Below are 16,051 nucleotides of genomic sequence, written 5' to 3'. Positions count from 1 at the left end.
AGCCGTTGGCACAATCCATTAACTGGCTGTGCGACACCCCTGACGCCCGGTTGCAGAGGACTCGGTTATGGGCTTGAAAAGAGCTTTTGCCCGCAGCGTGTCTCACCGACAGCGCAGCCTGGCTAAAAGCGGTGTCGCTGCCCTGGTATTTTTTACGCTCTTCACTGCGGTCACGCTTTCTTTGATCAACCACCAGCGCACGCAATATCAACACAAGGTCGAAGCGCGTACGCAAAAATTCACGCTGGGTTATATCTCGCACCTGACGGCAGTGATGCAGCAAATGATGCCGCTACTGGACAAGCCTTGCCTCTCCAGCCAGTCGGATATTACCTACCAAGCGGCCTTTACCAGCGGCGTGCGCACCTTCCTGTTGGTAAAAGGCGGCTACGCCTATTGCTCTTCCGCCACCGGTGACATGATGTTGCCGATGAAAAATCTCTACCAGGAAATCGACTGGGATCTGCCTTTGGATCTGAAGCTGCAGCAGGGCACGCCGATCGTACCGAACAAACCGGCGGTTGCGGTTTGGCTGCGGCATCCCGGCGAAAAGGCCACCGGCATCCTCGCTACGTTGGACATCGATCTGATGCCCTACTTACTGTTCACCTCGCATGACGAACAGGCGCCGGGCATCGCCATCGTGATGGGCAACCGCGCCCTGACCACCTTCAGCCCAAACCTGATGCCGGTCGATCAACTGCCGAAAGGCAAGGCGGATACCCTGACGATGCCCAATCTGCCGCTGACCATCCTGTTCTACAACGAGAAACTGACGCCCAATGACATTCGCCTGACGCTGCTGGGCAGCCTGGTGCTGTCGCTGATGATTGGCGTGCTCTGCTACTATATGCTGCTGTTGCGGCAAAGCCCGGAGCGTGCGCTGCTGCGCGGCATCAAGCGCAACGAGTTCTTTATCGAATACCAGCCGGTGTTCCATACCGACAGCAACAGCATTGGTGGGCTGGAAGCGCTGATCCGCTGGCAGCATCCGCTCGAGGGCCGCATCCCGCCCGATGTCTTTATCCCCTACGCCGAAAGCAACGGGCTGATCGTGCCGCTTACCCGCCATCTGTTCAGGCTGATCGCCGAAGATGCGCCGCAGCTCGCCAAAGCGCTGCCACGGGGAGGTAAAGTCGGTCTCAATATTTCCCCCGCCCACCTTAGCGCGCCGTCGTTCCATCAGGACGTGTATGAACTACTGACGCAGCTGCCGGGCGATTACTTTACGCTGGTGTTTGAAATCACCGAACGCGGCATGGTGGAAGAAGAGAGCGCGCTGGCGGAGTTCGACTGGCTGCACAAACAGGGTATCGAGATCGCGGTGGACGATTTCGGCACCGGGCACAGCGCGTTGATCTATCTTGAGCGCTTCACCATGGATTACCTGAAGATCGATCGCGGCTTCGTCAACACCATCGGCCAGGATACGGTCACCGCGCCGGTGCTGGATGCGGTGATCTCGCTGGCGAAAAAGCTGAAAATGCTGACGGTGGCCGAGGGCGTGGAAACCGCCGAGCAGATGCAGTTCCTGCAAGAACACGGCGTCAACTTCATGCAGGGCTACTACTTCAGCAAGCCGCTGAGCATCGATGATTTCGTCGCTTACTGCAATGCTAATCAGGTCTTTGATTATCAGGAAAAAAATAGTTAATCTTTAGGCAACTTTACCCTGCGCCCACCCGAAGAATGTTATGCTGGGCGCAGGTTGTACCTTATTCCACAGCAGGAGCTTACCGTCCGATGTCCGTGCGCATTTTCGCTGCTCTGGTGCTCTCGGCACTGAGTTTCGGTCTGCAGGCCGAAGCCCTCAACGAAAGCTACGCTTTCGCCCTGCTCGGTGAACCGAAATACGCCACCGACTTCAGCCATTTCGACTACGTCAACCCGGCGGCGCCCAAAGGCGGCGACGTACGGCTGGCGGCCATCGGCACCTACGACAACTTCAACCGTTTCGCTACCCGCGGCGTACCCGGCGAGCGCACGATGGAGCTGTACGATACGCTGTTCACCAACTCCGACGACGAACCCGGCAGCTATTACCCGTTGATTGCCGAATCGGCCCGTTTCCCGGCCGACATGCGCTGGATGGAATTGGATATCAACGCCCGCGCCCGCTTCCAGGACGGCAGCCCGATCACCGCCGCCGACGTGGCCTTTACTTTCAATAAATTCATGACCGAAGGCGTACCGCAGTTTCGCTCCTTTTATAAAGGCGTTACGGTCAAGGCCATTTCCCGGCTGACGGTGCGCATCGAGCTGCCTAAGGCAAATCGCGATCAAATCCTCAGCCTGCTCAGCCTGCGCGTATTGCCGGAAAGCTTCTGGAAAAACCATAAGCTCAACGAACCGCTCAGCACCCCGCCGCTCGCCAGCGGCCCGTACAAAATCGGCGATTACCGCCTCGGCCAGTACATCACCTATCAGCGGGTGCGCGACTACTGGGCCGCCAACCTACCGGTGAATCGCGGCCGCTATAACTTCGACAGCATTCGCTACGATTATTACCTGGACGATAAAGTGGCGCTGGAAGCCTTCAAGGCCGGCGCTTATGATTTCCGCATCGAGCCGTCGCCCAAGAGCTGGGCCACCCAGTATCAGGGCGGTAATTTCGCGCGCAACTACATCATCAAACAGGACGAAACCAATCAGGCGGCACAGAATACCCGCTGGCTGGCGTTTAACCTGCAAAAACCGCTGTTCGCCGATCGTCGGGTACGGGAAGCGATCGGCCTGGCTTTCAACTTCAACTGGATGAACAAAGCGCTGTATTACAACGCCTATCAGCGCGCCGACAGCTATTTCCAAAACACCGCCTACGCCGCCCGCGGCTACCCGGACGCCGCTGAACTGGCCTTGCTGGCGCCACTCAAAGGGCAGATACCGCCAGAGGTGTTTACCAGCATCTACCAACCGCCCTCCTCCGACGGCAGCGGCAACGATCGGCAAAACCTGCTGAAGGCGACCCAACTGCTGAAAGAAGCCGGTTGGGTGGTCAAAAATCAAAAGTTGGTCAATGCCAAAACCGGCCAGCCGTTCACCTTTGAACTGATGCTGCTGAGCGGCAGCAACTTCCAGTACGTGTTGCCGTTTCGCCACAACCTGCAGCGGCTGGGCATCGATATGCAAATCCGCGAGATTGACGCCTCGCAGTACACCCGCCGCATGCGCGAGCGTGATTTCGACATGATGTCGACGGTGTACATGGCGATGCCGTTCCCCAGCGCCGATCTGCAAATCCTGTGGGATTCGCAGTACATCGACTCCAGCTACAACACGGCCGGCGTCAAGGACCCGGCGGTCGACAGCCTGGTCAGGCAAATCGCCGCCCATCAGGGCGACGAAAAAGCCCTGTTGCCGCTCGGCCGCGCGCTGGACCGGGTGCTGACCTGGAACAACTACATGCTGCCGATGTGGTACTCCAACCACGATCGCTATGCCTATTGGGACAAATTCTCCACGCCGTCGATCCGCCCGGCCTATGCGATTGGCTTCGACAACTGGTGGTACGACGTCAACAAGGCGGCGCGCTTACCGGCTCAGCGGCAATAAGGAGTCGGAATGGCGGCCTATCTGATACGCAGACTGTTATTGGTGATCCCCACGCTGTGGGCGATCATCACCATCAACTTTTTTATCGTGCAAATCGCGCCCGGTGGCCCGGTGGATCAGGCCATCGCCGCCATCGAGCTCGGGCACGGCAGCGGGTTTGGCAGCGGCGGTGTCGGCGAAGGCCTGGGCCATGCCCGGACGGGCATCGCGGCAGGCGACGGCCAATATCGCGGTTCGCGCGGCCTGGATCCGGAGGTGATCGCCGAGATCACCCAACGGTACGGCTTCGACAAACCGCTGCATGAGCGTTACTTCACCATGCTGTGGAACTATATGCGCTTCGACTTCGGCGACAGCCTGTTTCGCGGCGCTTCGGTGATGCAACTGATTAGCCAGAGCCTGCCGGTCTCCATCACGCTGGGCCTTTGGAGCACGCTGATCATTTATCTGGTGTCGATCCCGCTCGGCATCCGCAAGGCCGTCCACAACGGCAGCGCATTCGATACCTGGAGCAGCACGCTGATCATCATCGGCTACGCCATTCCGGCTTTCCTGTTCGCTATCCTGATGATCGTGCTGTTCGCCGGCGGCAGCTACCTCGACTGGTTCCCGCTGCGCGGCCTGGTGTCCAGCAACTTCGACACCCTCTCGTGGCCGGCGAAGATCGCCGACTACCTGTGGCACATCACATTGCCGGTGCTGGCGACGGTGATCGGCGGCTTCGCCACCCTGACCATGCTGACCAAAAACGCGTTCCTTGATGAGATCCGCAAGCAGTACGTCACCACCGCCCGCGCCAAAGGGCTGGACGAAAAAAAGATCCTGTACCGCCACGTGTTCCGCAACGCCATGCTGCTGGTGATCGCCGGTTTTCCGGCCACCTTTATCAGCATGTTCTTTACCGGATCGCTGCTGATTGAGGTGATGTTCTCGCTCAACGGCCTGGGGCTGCTGGGCTACGACGCCACGCTGCAGCGCGACTACCCGGTGATGTTCGGCACGCTGTATATCTTCACCCTGATCGGCCTGCTGTTGAACATCCTCAGCGATGTCACCTACACCCTGGTCGATCCGCGCATTGACTTCGAGGCCCGCCAATGAGCCGCCTTAGCCCGATCAACCAGGCGCGCTGGGCGCGTTTTCGCCGCAATCGCCGCGGCTACTGGTCGCTGTGGATCTTTCTGGTGCTGTTCACGCTGAGCCTGGCCGCCGATCTGATCGCCAACGACAAACCGCTGTTGGTGCGTTATGAAGGCCGGTTATACCTGCCGTTTATGATTAGCTACAGCGAAACCGCCTTCGGCGGCGAACTGAATACCGAAGCCGACTATCAGGATCCGTTCGTCCAGCGGCAGATCGAACTGCACGGCTGGGCGGTCTGGGCGCCGATCCGTTTCAGCTACGACACCATCAACTTCGCCACCGAGGTGCCCTTCCCTTCGCCGCCTTCGCGCCATAACCTGCTGGGCACCGACAGCAACGGCGGCGATGTGCTGGCTCGGGTGCTGTACGGTTTTCGCATCTCGATGCTGTTCGGCCTGGCGTTGACGCTGTTTTCCAGTCTGATCGGCGTGTGCGTCGGCGCGACCCAGGGGTATTACGGCGGGCGTTTCGACCTGTGGGGGCAGCGATTTATCGAAGTGTGGTCGGGCATGCCGACGCTGTTTCTGATCATCCTGTTGTCGAGCATCGTCCAGCCCAATTTCTGGTGGCTGCTCGGCATCACCATCCTGTTCGGCTGGATGAGCCTGGTGGGCGTAGTGCGCGCCGAATTCTTGCGCACCCGCAACTTTGACTACATCCGCGCCGCGCGCGCCATGGGCGTGCCGGATCGCGTGATCATGTCCCGCCATATGCTGCCTAACGCCACGGTGGCGACGCTGACCTTCCTGCCGTTTATCCTTTGCGGCTCGATCACCACCCTGACGTCGCTCGATTTCCTCGGCTTCGGGCTGCCGATAGGCTCGCCGTCGCTCGGCGAATTGCTGCTGCAAGGCAAAAACAATCTGCAGGCGCCGTGGCTCGGTATCACCGCCTTCCTGGTATTGGCAGTGCTGCTGTCGTTATTAATCTTTATCGGCGAAGCGGTGCGCGACGCCTTTGACCCCAGCAAGGCGCATTGATATGGCCACTCCTTTGCTCGCAATTCAAGATCTCAGCATCGCCTTCCGCCAGGGCGACACCGTCACGCCGGTGGTCAACGAACTCTCGCTGCAAATCGCGCCGGCGGAAACGCTGGCGCTGGTAGGGGAATCCGGCTCCGGTAAAAGCGTCACCGCCCTGTCGATACTGCGCTTGCTGCCCGCACCGCCGGTGGTTTACCCTGCCGGCGATATCCTGTTCAACGGCGACTCGTTGCTGCATGCGCCGGAAGCGGCGCTGCGCAAGGTGCGCGGCAATCAGATCGCGATGATCTTTCAGGAGCCGATGGTGTCGCTTAACCCACTGCACACCATCGAAAAACAGCTGGCGGAAGTGTTGATGCTGCACCGCGGCCTGCGGCGTGAAGCCGCGCGCGCAGAGATCGTCGAGTGCCTGGAACGCGTCGGCATCCGTCAGGCCAAGAGCCGGCTGCAGGATTACCCGCATCAGCTGTCCGGCGGCGAACGCCAGCGGGTGATGATCGCCATGGCGGTGTTGACCCGCCCAAAACTGCTGATCGCCGACGAACCCACCACCGCGCTCGACGTTACTATCCAGGCGCAGATCCTGACGCTGCTGCAAGAACTGAAGCAGGAGATGGGCATGGGGTTGCTGTTTATCACCCATAATCTGAATATCGTGCGCCGCCTGGCGGATAACGTGGCGGTAATGCGTCAGGGGCGCTGCGTGGAGCAAAACGCCCGCACGCAGCTGTTCAGCCGGCCGCAACATCCCTACACGCAGCAGCTGCTGGCGGCCGAAGACGTCGGTGAGCCGCTGCCGTTGCCTGCCGCGGCCAAAGCGCGCCCCGGCGACGAGCGGCCGCTGCTCAAGGTGGAAGATCTGCAGGTGCGCTTCCCTATTCGACGCGGCCTGCTGCGCCGCACGGTGGATTATCACTATGCGTTGAAGTCATTGAGTTTCGAGCTGCGCGCCGGGGAAAGCGTGGGGCTGGTGGGAGAATCCGGCTCGGGCAAAAGCACCACCGGGCTGGCGCTGCTGCGCCTGCTGGCCTCTCAGGGCGCCATCTGGTTCGACGGCGAACCGCTGCACCCGCTCACGATGAAGCAGATGCTGCCCTACCGCAGCCGAATGCAAATCGTCTTCCAGGATCCCTATTCCGCCCTGAACCCGCGCCTGAACGTACAGCAGATCATCGCCGAAGGGCTGGAAGTGCACCAGCGGCTTACCGCCGAGCAACGGGAACAGCGCGTGATCGCGGTGTTGCAGGAGGTCGGGCTGGACCCGCAGCTGCGCCACCGCTATCCCACCGAGTTTTCCGGTGGCCAGCGCCAGCGTATCGCCATCGCGCGTGCACTGATCCTGCAGCCACAGTTGCTGATCCTCGACGAGCCGACCTCTTCGCTGGATAAATCGGTGCAGGCGCAGATCCTGACGCTGCTGAAATCGCTGCAGCAACGCCACCGGCTGGCTTATCTGTTCATCAGCCATGACCTGCAGGTGGTGCGTTCGCTATGCCACCAGGTCATCGTGTTGCGACAGGGAGAAGTGGTTGAACAGGGAGACTGCCGGGCGATTTTCGCGGCGCCCGCCGCCGACTATACCCGTCAACTGCTGCAGTTGGCGGACTAGCGGCGAATTTAGAAAGGGTATTGCGCGCTGAGCGGTTCGGCGATCGCGGCGCCGACGTTTTTCAGGCGGCACATGGTGGCGCTCTCGTCGCTGCGCTGCACGAACAGGCAAGGTTCCCCTTCCCATTCAACAATCGCGCAGTCGACCTGAATCTCCTGCAGCGACAGATTGAGCTGTTGCATGACCTGCCAGGCCTCGGCCCCTTCATGGCTGAGTAACTTCAGACCAATCAGGTTGTTATCTTCGTCTATTCCGTTAAACGGAATCGGTTCGACCTTCACGCCGGTGAAACCGGATAGCCAACGATAACTTTGCGGCAAGCGATGCACTACCGAAAGTTGGATACTCTCCACATGAAATCCCTAGATTGAAAAGGTGAAACACTTTTACCTGACAGGGTTACTAAGTTATAGCCGCTGACTCCCGACTCTGCCGCGCACAAATGTTATTTAAATGTAAATTTTGCCGCTAGTCATTAACCTGACCCCGTGCTTGCCGATGCCGTGCCATTTTTTGGCGCGCCGTGCGGTGTTATTTCACGGCATTTTGCGACTCAGCTCGCATTTTTGCGTTATATGTAACCCTTTCCCGCAGCGATCTCAACTCTTTTTTCTTGCAATGCGACTACTTTTCCGTCGCCATATTTTTACAATGAAGAAACATTTAGCCCACCACGTTAGCGCACCCTCCCCTGCTAATGCCTTGATTTACATCAATCCTAATCCAAACCATCCGCAGCACTCAGCCGGCAGAACACTGCGCCTCCCGAGGAATATTAGGCGATGCGGCGGTGGAATTTTTTAACAAAAAACACACAGAGGGGAAAACGGCCAATTAATTAGCTTGCGTATATTTAGCAACAAATTTTTCATTGCCAGTTGCACCCTGAAATGGCAAGGCGCAACCCTAAGGCGATGCGGGGCAAAACGCCCCGAATCGGGAGAACGTCAGGCTGCGCGATCGCGCGGCCGGCTGGCGTAAACATAGAACAGCACCGCCACGATGCTGCACAGCGCCATCGAGGTGACCATGGGCCAAGCGCTTTTGCCCGGCGCCATCGACAGCACCGCTCCCACCAGCGCACCGATGCTGAAGCGCAACGTACCGGCCAAGGAAGAAGCCGTGCCCGCCATATGCGGGAAATCATCCAGGATCACCGCCATGGCGTTGGAGGAGATCATCGCGATGCACCCCAGATAGACCGCAACGCCGATCACCAGCGCCCAGAAACCCAGACCGACGGCGCTCACCGCCAGCAGCCACAGCCCCATCGCCAGCTGTACCAGCAGCCCCAGCTTGAACATCTTGACCGCGCCGAACCGCCGCACGTTGCGGCTGTTAATCAGCGTCGTCAGGAACAGGAACACGATGTTCAGCGCAAAATAGTAGCCGAAGTGTTGCGGCGAAACGTGGTTCAGTTCGATGTAGACGAACGGCCCGGCGCTGAGGAACGAGAACATGCCGGCGAACGAGAAGGCGCTGGCCAGCATGTAGCTCAGCACCCGTTTGTGGCGGAACAGCGAACCGAAATTGCCCAGCGTGGTGCGCAGGTGGAACCGCTGTCGCCGTTCTTTCGGCAGCGTCTCCTTGATGAACAGGGCCACCAGCAGTGAACCGATCAACGCCGCGGCGCCCATGGTCCAGAAGATGGCGTGCCAACTGAACCACAGCAGCAGCGCCCCGCCGATCATCGGCGCCAGCAGCGGCGCGATGGTCATCACCAGAATGACGAACGACATCATGCGCGAGAACTCGTCCTTGGTGAACATGTCGCGCATCAAGGCGTTGATCACTACGCTGGCGGCGGCGGCGGCCAAACCGTGCAGGAAACGCAGCCCGATCAGCTGATCGATCGATTGCGCCATGGCGCAGGCGCAGCCGGCGATGGCGAAGATCAGCGTACCCCACAGGATCACCGGCTTGCGGCCGATGCTGTCCGACATCGGCCCATAGAACAGCTGCCCGAAGGCAAAGCCGAGCATATAGGCGCTGAGCGTCATCTGCACGCTGCCGGACTCGACGCCAAACTGGGCGGCGATCACCGGCATACTGGGCAGGTACATGTCGATGGCCAACGGCATCAACATGGACAACAGGCCCAGAATGAAAATCAAACCGAGATGAGAGGTTCGGTTCTGTTGCACGTTCCACGACTCCTTAATCGGCCGCAATCGATGATCGGTTATCAGTCCTGCAGGTGCGGCGCACCCACGCTGGCGATCTCTTCTTCCGTCAATGGGCGGTATTCGCCCGGCGCCAGATCGTCATCCAGCACGATGGCGCCGATGCGCTCGCGGTGCAACGCGATCACCCGGTTGCCGACGGCGGCGAACATCCGCTTCACCTGGTGGTAGCGCCCTTCGCTGATGGTCAGGCGCACCACGTGCTCGTCGACCTGCTCCAGCGTCGCCGGCCGCGTCAGATCTTTCTCGTTGTGCAGTTGCACCCCTTCAGCGAAACGCTGCGCGGTGTCTTCCGCCAACGGGTGCTCCAGCGTGACCAAATAGGTTTTCTCGCAGTGGTGGCGCGGCGACGTGACGCGGTGCGACCACTGGCCGTCGTCGGTCATCAGCACCAGCCCGGTGGTGTCGATATCCAGCCGCCCGGCGGCGTGCAGCTTGTACGCGACCGGCTCATCGAGGAAATACAGCACCGTCGGATGATCGGGATCGTCGGTAGAGCAGACGTAGCCCTGCGGTTTGTTGAGCATGAAATAGCGCGGGCCGTTCTGCTGCTGCAGCGGATTGCCGTCGAACGCCACTTCTTGCTCCGGGGTCAGTTTAATCGCCCCGCTCTTCACCACCTCACCGTCCACGGTGACGCGTTTAGCCCGAAGTTCGCGCGCGACCAGCGCACGGCTGATGCCTAACTGCTGAGATAAAAACTTGTCCAATCGCATGGGATCTGCTTTGCCTGTCGTTGTTATGATCGCATTGATCGTATTGCCAAAATATGACGCCCGCCGTTGCACCGGGTGCAAATAGCAGGTTCAGGGGGGAAATCGCGTGGGGGAACAGCGATTGCTGTCACACAAGTATAGCGACACTACGCGTTGCCCGACAGAGGTAATTTTCACGCTTCTCGCACCGCGCGCGCGCAGAAGGCATAATAGTAGAAATTTTTCGGCCGCCCGGGGCGTAAAATGTCGCTGTTTCTGTGGGAACGGAGGCGACAAGATCTGTACCCGGCGGCCCATTCCACTCTACGGCGTTCATTTATGGCCTTTACCCTACGCCCCTACCAACTGGAAGCGGTCGAAGCCACCATCAACCATTTCCGGCGGCGTCCCGAACCGGCGCTGATCGTGCTGCCGACCGGCGCCGGCAAAAGCCTGGTGATCGCCGAACTGGCGAAGCGCGCCCGTGGGCGGGTGCTGGTGTTGGCGCACGTCAAGGAACTGGTGGCGCAAAACCACGCCAAATACTGCGCCTACGGCCTGGAGGCGGACATCTTCGCCGCCGGCCTGCAACAAAAAGAAAGCGCCGGCAAGGTGGTGTTCGGCAGCGTGCAGTCGGTGGCGCGCAACCTGCCGCTGTTCTACGGCGCCTTTTCACTGCTGATCGTCGATGAATGCCACCGCATCAGCGATGACGACGACAGCCAGTACCAACAAATCATCCAGCATTTGCAGAAAACCAACCCGCAGCTGCGGCTGCTGGGGTTGACCGCCACGCCCTATCGTCTGGGCAAGGGCTGGATTTACCAGTATCACTACCACGGTTTCACCCGTGGCGACGGCGCCAGCCTATTTCGCGACTGCATCTATGAGCTGCCGCTGCGCTATATGATTAAGAACGGCTTCCTGGTGCCGCCTGAGCGGCTGGACATGCCGATTGTGCAGTACGATTTCAGCCGGCTGGAGGCCAGAAGCAACGGCCTGTTCAGCGAAGCGGATCTGAACCGCGAGCTGAAGCGGCAAAACCGCGTCACGCCGCACATCATCAGCCAGATTGTGGAATACGCTGAGGATCGCAAAGGCGTGATGATCTTCGCCGCCACCGTCGAACACGCCCGCGAAATCCACGGCCTGCTGCCGAACGGCGAAGCCGCGCTGGTCAGCGCCGAAACGCCGCCCGCCGAGCGCGATGCGCTGATCGAGGCGTTCAAACAGCAGCGGCTGCGCTATCTGGTCAACGTCGCGGTATTGACCACCGGTTTCGACGCGCCGCACGTCGATCTGATCGCGATCCTGCGCCCCACCGAGTCCGTCAGCCTGTACCAGCAGATCGTCGGGCGCGGGCTGCGTTTGGCGCCCAACAAAAAGGATTGCCTGATCCTCGACTACGCCGGCAACCCGCACGATCTATTCACGCCGGAGGTCGGCGTCAGCAAGCCGCACGGCGACAGCCAGCCGGTGCAGGTATTCTGCCCGGCCTGCGGCTTCGCCAACCTGTTCTGGGGCAAGTGCACCGAGAACGGCGATATCATCGAGCACTACGGCCGCCGCTGTCAGGGCTGGCTGGAGGACGACGACGGCCACCGCGAGCAGTGCGATTACCGCTTCCGGTTCAAGAGTTGCCCGCACTGCGGCGCGGAGAACGATATCGCCGCACGCCGCTGCCATCAATGTCAGGAAGTGTTGGTCGATCCCGATGACATGCTGAAGGCGGCGCTGAAGCTGAAAGACGCGCTGGTGCTGCGCTGCGGCGGCATGGAACTGCAGAGCGGCCGCGACGACAAGGGCGAATGGCTGAAGGCCACCTATTACGACGAGGACGGCACCAGCACCAGCGAGCGCTTCCGCCTGCAGACGCCGGCGCAGCGCAAAGCGTTCGAGATGCTGTTCCTGCGCCCGCATCAGCGCGCGCCGGGCGTGCCGTTCGCCTGGCACACCGCCGCCGACGTGCTGGCGCAACAGCAGGCGCTGCGCCATCCGGATTTCGTGGTGGCGCGCAAGCGCGGGCAGTTTTGGCAGGTGCGTGAGAAAGTGTTCGATTATCAAGGCCGTTTCCGCCGCGCCAATCAGTTGGCCTGAGCGAACTGTCCCCAACCTGGGCAGGTTTTCGTTGCCCTGCGGGCGGCTTTCCGTTAAAATGCCGCGCGCTTTACCTGGGCCAGCCCAGCGTTAAAGCGGGTTTCCGAACTTGCTACTTGGGTCGCCTGTAGCAGGGTAAATTTTCTTTTAAGAGAAAAAACAATGTTCACTATCAATGTAGAAGTACGTAAAGACCAGGGTAAAGGTGCGAGCCGCCGCCTGCGTGCAGCAAACAAATTCCCAGCTATCGTTTACGGTGGCAAAGAAGCTGCAGTTTCCATCGAATTGGACCATGATTCTGTTAAGAACATGGAAGCTAAACCAGAATTCTACAGCGAAGCAGTAACTCTGGTTATCGACGGTAAAGAAACCAAAGTTAAGGTTCAGGCTGTACAGCGTCACCCGTTCAAGCCAAAACTGGCTCACATCGACTTCGTTCGCGTTTAATCGCTACGTTTTCGAACCTTTCGGGACGCCGAAATAAAGAACGCCGCAATTGCGGCGTTTTTTATTGTCTACGATTCGGCACGCTTACTTGCCGCTGCCGGTCCGGCGCTGCAGCTGATCGCGCAGGTTCGGCGGCGTGCCTCTGATGGTCAGCGTGTCAGTGGCCGCATCCCAGAAAATGCGTTCGCCCAGCAGCATGGCGTCGAAGTTCAGGCTGATGCCGCCGCCGCTGCCGGCAAATTTGGTTAGTTGGCGCAGCGTGCCGCGATCCGCCGGGAAGCTCTCTTCCAGCTCATACCCTTGCTCGCTGGAGAACTGCATGAAGTCTTTCTCGCCGAGCGGCGACAGCTCCTGCGACAAGGCCTGCAGTTCAATCTCTTCGCCGGCCTGCAGCTGTTCGTTGCAGTAGCTGTACACCTGCTGGCGCACCGACTGGCGCTCGTTCTTGTCCAGCTGCGCATCGGCGCAGTAGTCGTCTACCGCCTGCAGCAGCCCGCGGTTTTGCGCCTTGGTGTCCAACCCTTCGGACGCCGCCAGGAAATCCATGAAGAAGTCGGCGACCTTACGGCCTACGCGCCCGCGCAGGAAGGTCAGATAGCGGGTCGATTCCGGGTTGGTTTCCCATTCGGTCAGATCGATGCGCGCGACGATATCGGCGTTGTTGATGTCCAGATAGTGCGTGGTGTTGATATCCAGCTCTTCGTTGACGCGCATGCTGTTACGGCTGTTCAGCACCGCGATCAGCAGGTACTCCACCGCCAGATAACGGTATTGGCCGAACAGCACCACGCCGCCTTCGGCAAACGGATACTTCGCCAGTTCGTCGCGCAGGCGGCCGGTCGCCGCGCGGCTGAAGGCCAGAAAGTCCTTATCGTCCTTGCGGCAGGTGCGCAGCGCTTCCGCCAGCTCGCTACCTTCGTTGAACAGGCCTAAGGCCTTGCTCTTGGCGCTGTAGACGCGATGCAGTTCCGTCATCATTTCTTCCACCGCCGCGTTGGTAGGAAGCAAGGAATCGCGCAGCACCACGTCCAGCGTTTGCTCGTCGCGTTTCACCAACTGATGCAAAGCGATCTGGTCGATATCCAGACTCATGGTAAATCCTCCTGTTCTTTAGGCGCGTATTCAAACACTGAAGGCCCCGACCTGCAATACTAAAAACCGCGGCAAACCGGAAAGGCGCTGCGAGGAGCAGCCCCGCCACGGGCGCCCCCTTCCCCAAATGACAGGAAGTGATAAAAGAGCGGAAAATCACTGCCCTATACGGTAAGATAGGGCACTTTGCAGATTACTAAGCGCAATTTTATGCCACAATCATCCCGTTACAGTGACGAACACGTTGAACAACTGCTCTCAGAGCTGGTCAATGTTCTGGAAAAACACCATACCCCCACCGATCTTTCCCTGATGGTGCTGGGCAACATGGTCACTAATTTGATCAACACCAGCGTTGCCCCCGCGCAGCGGAAAACCCTGGCAAGATCGTTCGCGGAAGCCCTGCAGGCTTCTGTCCGTGAAGACAAAGCACATTAATATTGACTTATGGTGACAAACCGTCAGCGTTATCGTGAAAAAGTCTCCCAGATGATCAGCTGGGGGCACTGGTTCGCCTTATTCAACATCCTGCTCGCCCTTGGGCTGGGCAGCCGCTACCTGTTTGTTACCGACTGGCCCGCATCCCTGCTGGGCCGGGTCTATGCCTTTGTCAGCCTGCTGGGACATTTCAGCTTTATCGTGTTCGCCGGTTATTTGCTGGTGATCTTCCCGCTCACCTTCGTGGTGATGTCGCAGCGGCTGCTGCGATTTATTTCCGCCGCGCTGGCCACCATCGGGCTCACGCTGTTACTGGTCGACAGTGAAGTGTTCTCCCATTTCCACCTGCACCTCAATCCGGTGGTGTGGGATCTGGTGGTCAACCCGGACCAGAGTGAGCTGTCGCGCGACTGGCAGCTGATGTTTATCTGCGTGCCCGTGATCTTCCTGGTGGAGATGTTGTTCGGCACTTGGAGCTGGCAGAAGCTGCGCAGCCTGAACCGCCGCCGCTTCGGCAAACCGCTGGCGGCGCTGTTTATCAGCGCCTTTTTCGCGTCGCACCTGATTTACATTTGGGCTGACGCCAACTTCTATCGCCCGATCACCATGCAGCGAGCCAATCTGCCGCTCTCGTACCCGATGACCGCGCGCAAGTTCCTCGAAAAACACGGCCTGCTCGACCAGCAAGAGTATGAGCGCCGCCTGATGCAACAGGGCAACCCGGAAGCGGTGGCGGTGGAGTATCCGCTCAGCGATCTCAGCTACGGCGATAAAGGCAGCGGCTATAACCTGCTGATGATCGTGGTGGACGGCATTCGCGCCAAAGACGTGGCGCAGGACATGCCGGCGCTGACGCGCTTCGCCCAGGGAAACGTGCGCTTCAGCGATCACTACAGCTCGGGTAATCATGCCGACACCGGGCTGTTCGGCCTGTTCTACGGCATTTCTCCGACCTATCTGGACAGCGTGCTCGCCGGCCGCAAGCCGTCGGCGCTGCTCAACGCGCTCGGCGATCAGGGCTACCAACTGGGGCTGTTCTCTTCCGACGGTTTCAACGCAAGCCTGTACCGCCAGGCCCTGTTGACCGACTTCTCGCTGCCGACGCCGGCGCCGCAAAGCGACGCGCAAACCACGCAGCAATGGCAGCGCTGGCTGACGGATCAGGGCGGCAAAGAGCCGTGGTTCTCCTATATCAACTTCAGCGGCGCCGAGCCGGCCGAAGGCGACAAAACCCCGGCGCCGGCCGATTTTATCCAACGCTATCGCACCGGCGCGCAAGACGTGGATGCCCAGATAGCCCAGGTGCTGGATACCCTGAAACAGCGCGGTCTGCTGGACAAAACCGTGGTGGTGATCACCGCCGAACACGGCGTCGAATTCAACGACAGCGGCAAAGGCCAATGGGGCGCCGGCACTGCCTTCAACCAGGCGCAACTGCAGGTGCCGTTGGTGATCCACTGGCCGGGCACCCCAGCGCAGACCATCAGCAAGCTGACCGGCCATAACGACGTGATGCGCACCTTGATGCAACGGTTGCTGCACGTGAAAACCGCGCCGAAAGACTATTCGCAGGGCGAAGATCTGTTCACCGCCCAGCGCCGCAACGACTGGATCGCCACCGGCGATGGCAATCAGCTGGTGATCACTACGCCGACGCAGACGCTGATGCTGGACAACAGCGGCAACTATCGCGTCTACGATCAGAACGGCGAAGAAATAAAAGACGAGAAACCGCAGCTTGCTCTGCTGCTGCAGGTGCTGACCGATGTAAAACGCTTTATCGCCAACTAACTGCTTAAAACTAAAGCAATC

Annotated in this window: 13 protein-coding genes; 9 read left to right on the top strand and 4 right to left on the bottom strand. The window is 59.6% G+C overall.

The annotated features are described in order from the left end of the window. Positions 1-67: 67 nt before the first annotated feature. The 5 genes from ACJ8IL_RS18435 (at position 68) to yejF (ending at position 7,287) form a co-directional block, all read left to right on the top strand. Positions 68-1,654 (top strand): cyclic di-GMP phosphodiesterase, encoded by a 1,587-nt coding sequence (locus ACJ8IL_RS18435; protein ID WP_025303554.1) that lies wholly within the window; start codon positions 68-70, stop codon positions 1,652-1,654. Positions 1,655-1,743: 89 nt separating this feature from the next. After that, complete coding sequence (locus ACJ8IL_RS18430) at positions 1,744-3,552, top strand: extracellular solute-binding protein (RefSeq protein WP_442516724.1); 1,809 nt, start codon at positions 1,744-1,746, stop codon at positions 3,550-3,552. A gap of 9 nt (positions 3,553-3,561) precedes the next feature. Continuing rightward, complete coding sequence (locus ACJ8IL_RS18425) at positions 3,562-4,653, top strand: microcin C ABC transporter permease YejB (protein ID WP_025303556.1); 1,092 nt, start codon at positions 3,562-3,564, stop codon at positions 4,651-4,653. Further along, positions 4,650-5,675 carry an ABC transporter permease gene (locus ACJ8IL_RS18420; RefSeq protein WP_442516723.1) on the top strand — a complete coding sequence of 342 codons (1,026 nt, stop codon included), beginning with the start codon at positions 4,650-4,652 and terminating at the stop codon, positions 5,673-5,675. Before ACJ8IL_RS18425 ends, ACJ8IL_RS18420 begins: the two co-directional genes overlap by 4 nt. Position 5,676: 1 nt before the next feature. After that, positions 5,677-7,287, top strand: coding sequence for a microcin C ABC transporter ATP-binding protein YejF (gene yejF / locus ACJ8IL_RS18415; RefSeq protein WP_368907242.1), 1,611 nt, complete (start codon positions 5,677-5,679; stop codon positions 7,285-7,287). 8 nt (positions 7,288-7,295) lie between these two features. On the opposite strand, the gene ACJ8IL_RS18410 is transcribed toward yejF, so the two are convergent. The 3 genes from ACJ8IL_RS18410 to rsuA form a co-directional block, all read right to left on the bottom strand. Further along, positions 7,296-7,640 (bottom strand): YejG family protein, encoded by a 345-nt coding sequence (locus tag ACJ8IL_RS18410; protein ID WP_004935763.1) that lies wholly within the window; start codon positions 7,638-7,640, stop codon positions 7,296-7,298. Positions 7,641-8,234: 594 nt separating this feature from the next. Then, entirely contained in the window at positions 8,235-9,431 is a 1,197-nt protein-coding gene (locus ACJ8IL_RS18405; RefSeq protein ID WP_025303559.1) for a Bcr/CflA family multidrug efflux MFS transporter, read from the bottom strand. 41 nt (positions 9,432-9,472) lie between these two features. Beyond that, the gene (rsuA, locus tag ACJ8IL_RS18400) at positions 9,473-10,186 is read right to left on the bottom strand and encodes a 16S rRNA pseudouridine(516) synthase RsuA (RefSeq protein WP_033639831.1); all 714 of its coding nucleotides are present in this window, start codon (positions 10,184-10,186) and stop codon (positions 9,473-9,475) included. A 318-nt stretch (positions 10,187-10,504) separates the two neighbouring features. On the opposite strand from rsuA, the gene ACJ8IL_RS18395 reads away from it, so the two are divergent. Then, positions 10,505-12,262, top strand: a complete 1,758-nt coding sequence (locus ACJ8IL_RS18395; protein WP_442516732.1) for a DEAD/DEAH box helicase — start codon at positions 10,505-10,507, stop codon at positions 12,260-12,262. 162 nt (positions 12,263-12,424) lie between these two features. Further along, positions 12,425-12,709: a 50S ribosomal protein L25 gene (rplY, locus tag ACJ8IL_RS18390; protein WP_019453645.1), complete on the top strand. Its 285-nt coding sequence runs from the start codon at positions 12,425-12,427 to the stop codon at positions 12,707-12,709. A gap of 84 nt (positions 12,710-12,793) precedes the next feature. On the opposite strand, the gene yejK is transcribed toward rplY, so the two are convergent. Next, positions 12,794-13,801 carry a nucleoid-associated protein YejK gene (yejK, locus tag ACJ8IL_RS18385; protein WP_025303563.1) on the bottom strand — a complete coding sequence of 336 codons (1,008 nt, stop codon included), beginning with the start codon at positions 13,799-13,801 and terminating at the stop codon, positions 12,794-12,796. A gap of 210 nt (positions 13,802-14,011) precedes the next feature. Between yejK and ACJ8IL_RS18380 the strand changes: the two genes are divergently transcribed. Further along, the gene (locus ACJ8IL_RS18380; protein ID WP_004935782.1) at positions 14,012-14,239 is read left to right on the top strand and encodes a YejL family protein; all 228 of its coding nucleotides are present in this window, start codon (positions 14,012-14,014) and stop codon (positions 14,237-14,239) included. 9 nt (positions 14,240-14,248) lie between these two features. Next, positions 14,249-16,030: an LPS biosynthesis-modulating metalloenzyme YejM gene (gene yejM / locus ACJ8IL_RS18375; RefSeq protein ID WP_368907249.1), complete on the top strand. Its 1,782-nt coding sequence runs from the start codon at positions 14,249-14,251 to the stop codon at positions 16,028-16,030. Positions 16,031-16,051 lie beyond the last annotated feature (21 nt).

Source organism: Serratia sp. CY47444 (assembly GCF_052168635.1).
GTDB classification, from domain to species: domain Bacteria; phylum Pseudomonadota; class Gammaproteobacteria; order Enterobacterales; family Enterobacteriaceae; genus Serratia; species Serratia bockelmannii.
This window is presented reverse-complemented; position numbering and strand designations above follow the sequence as displayed.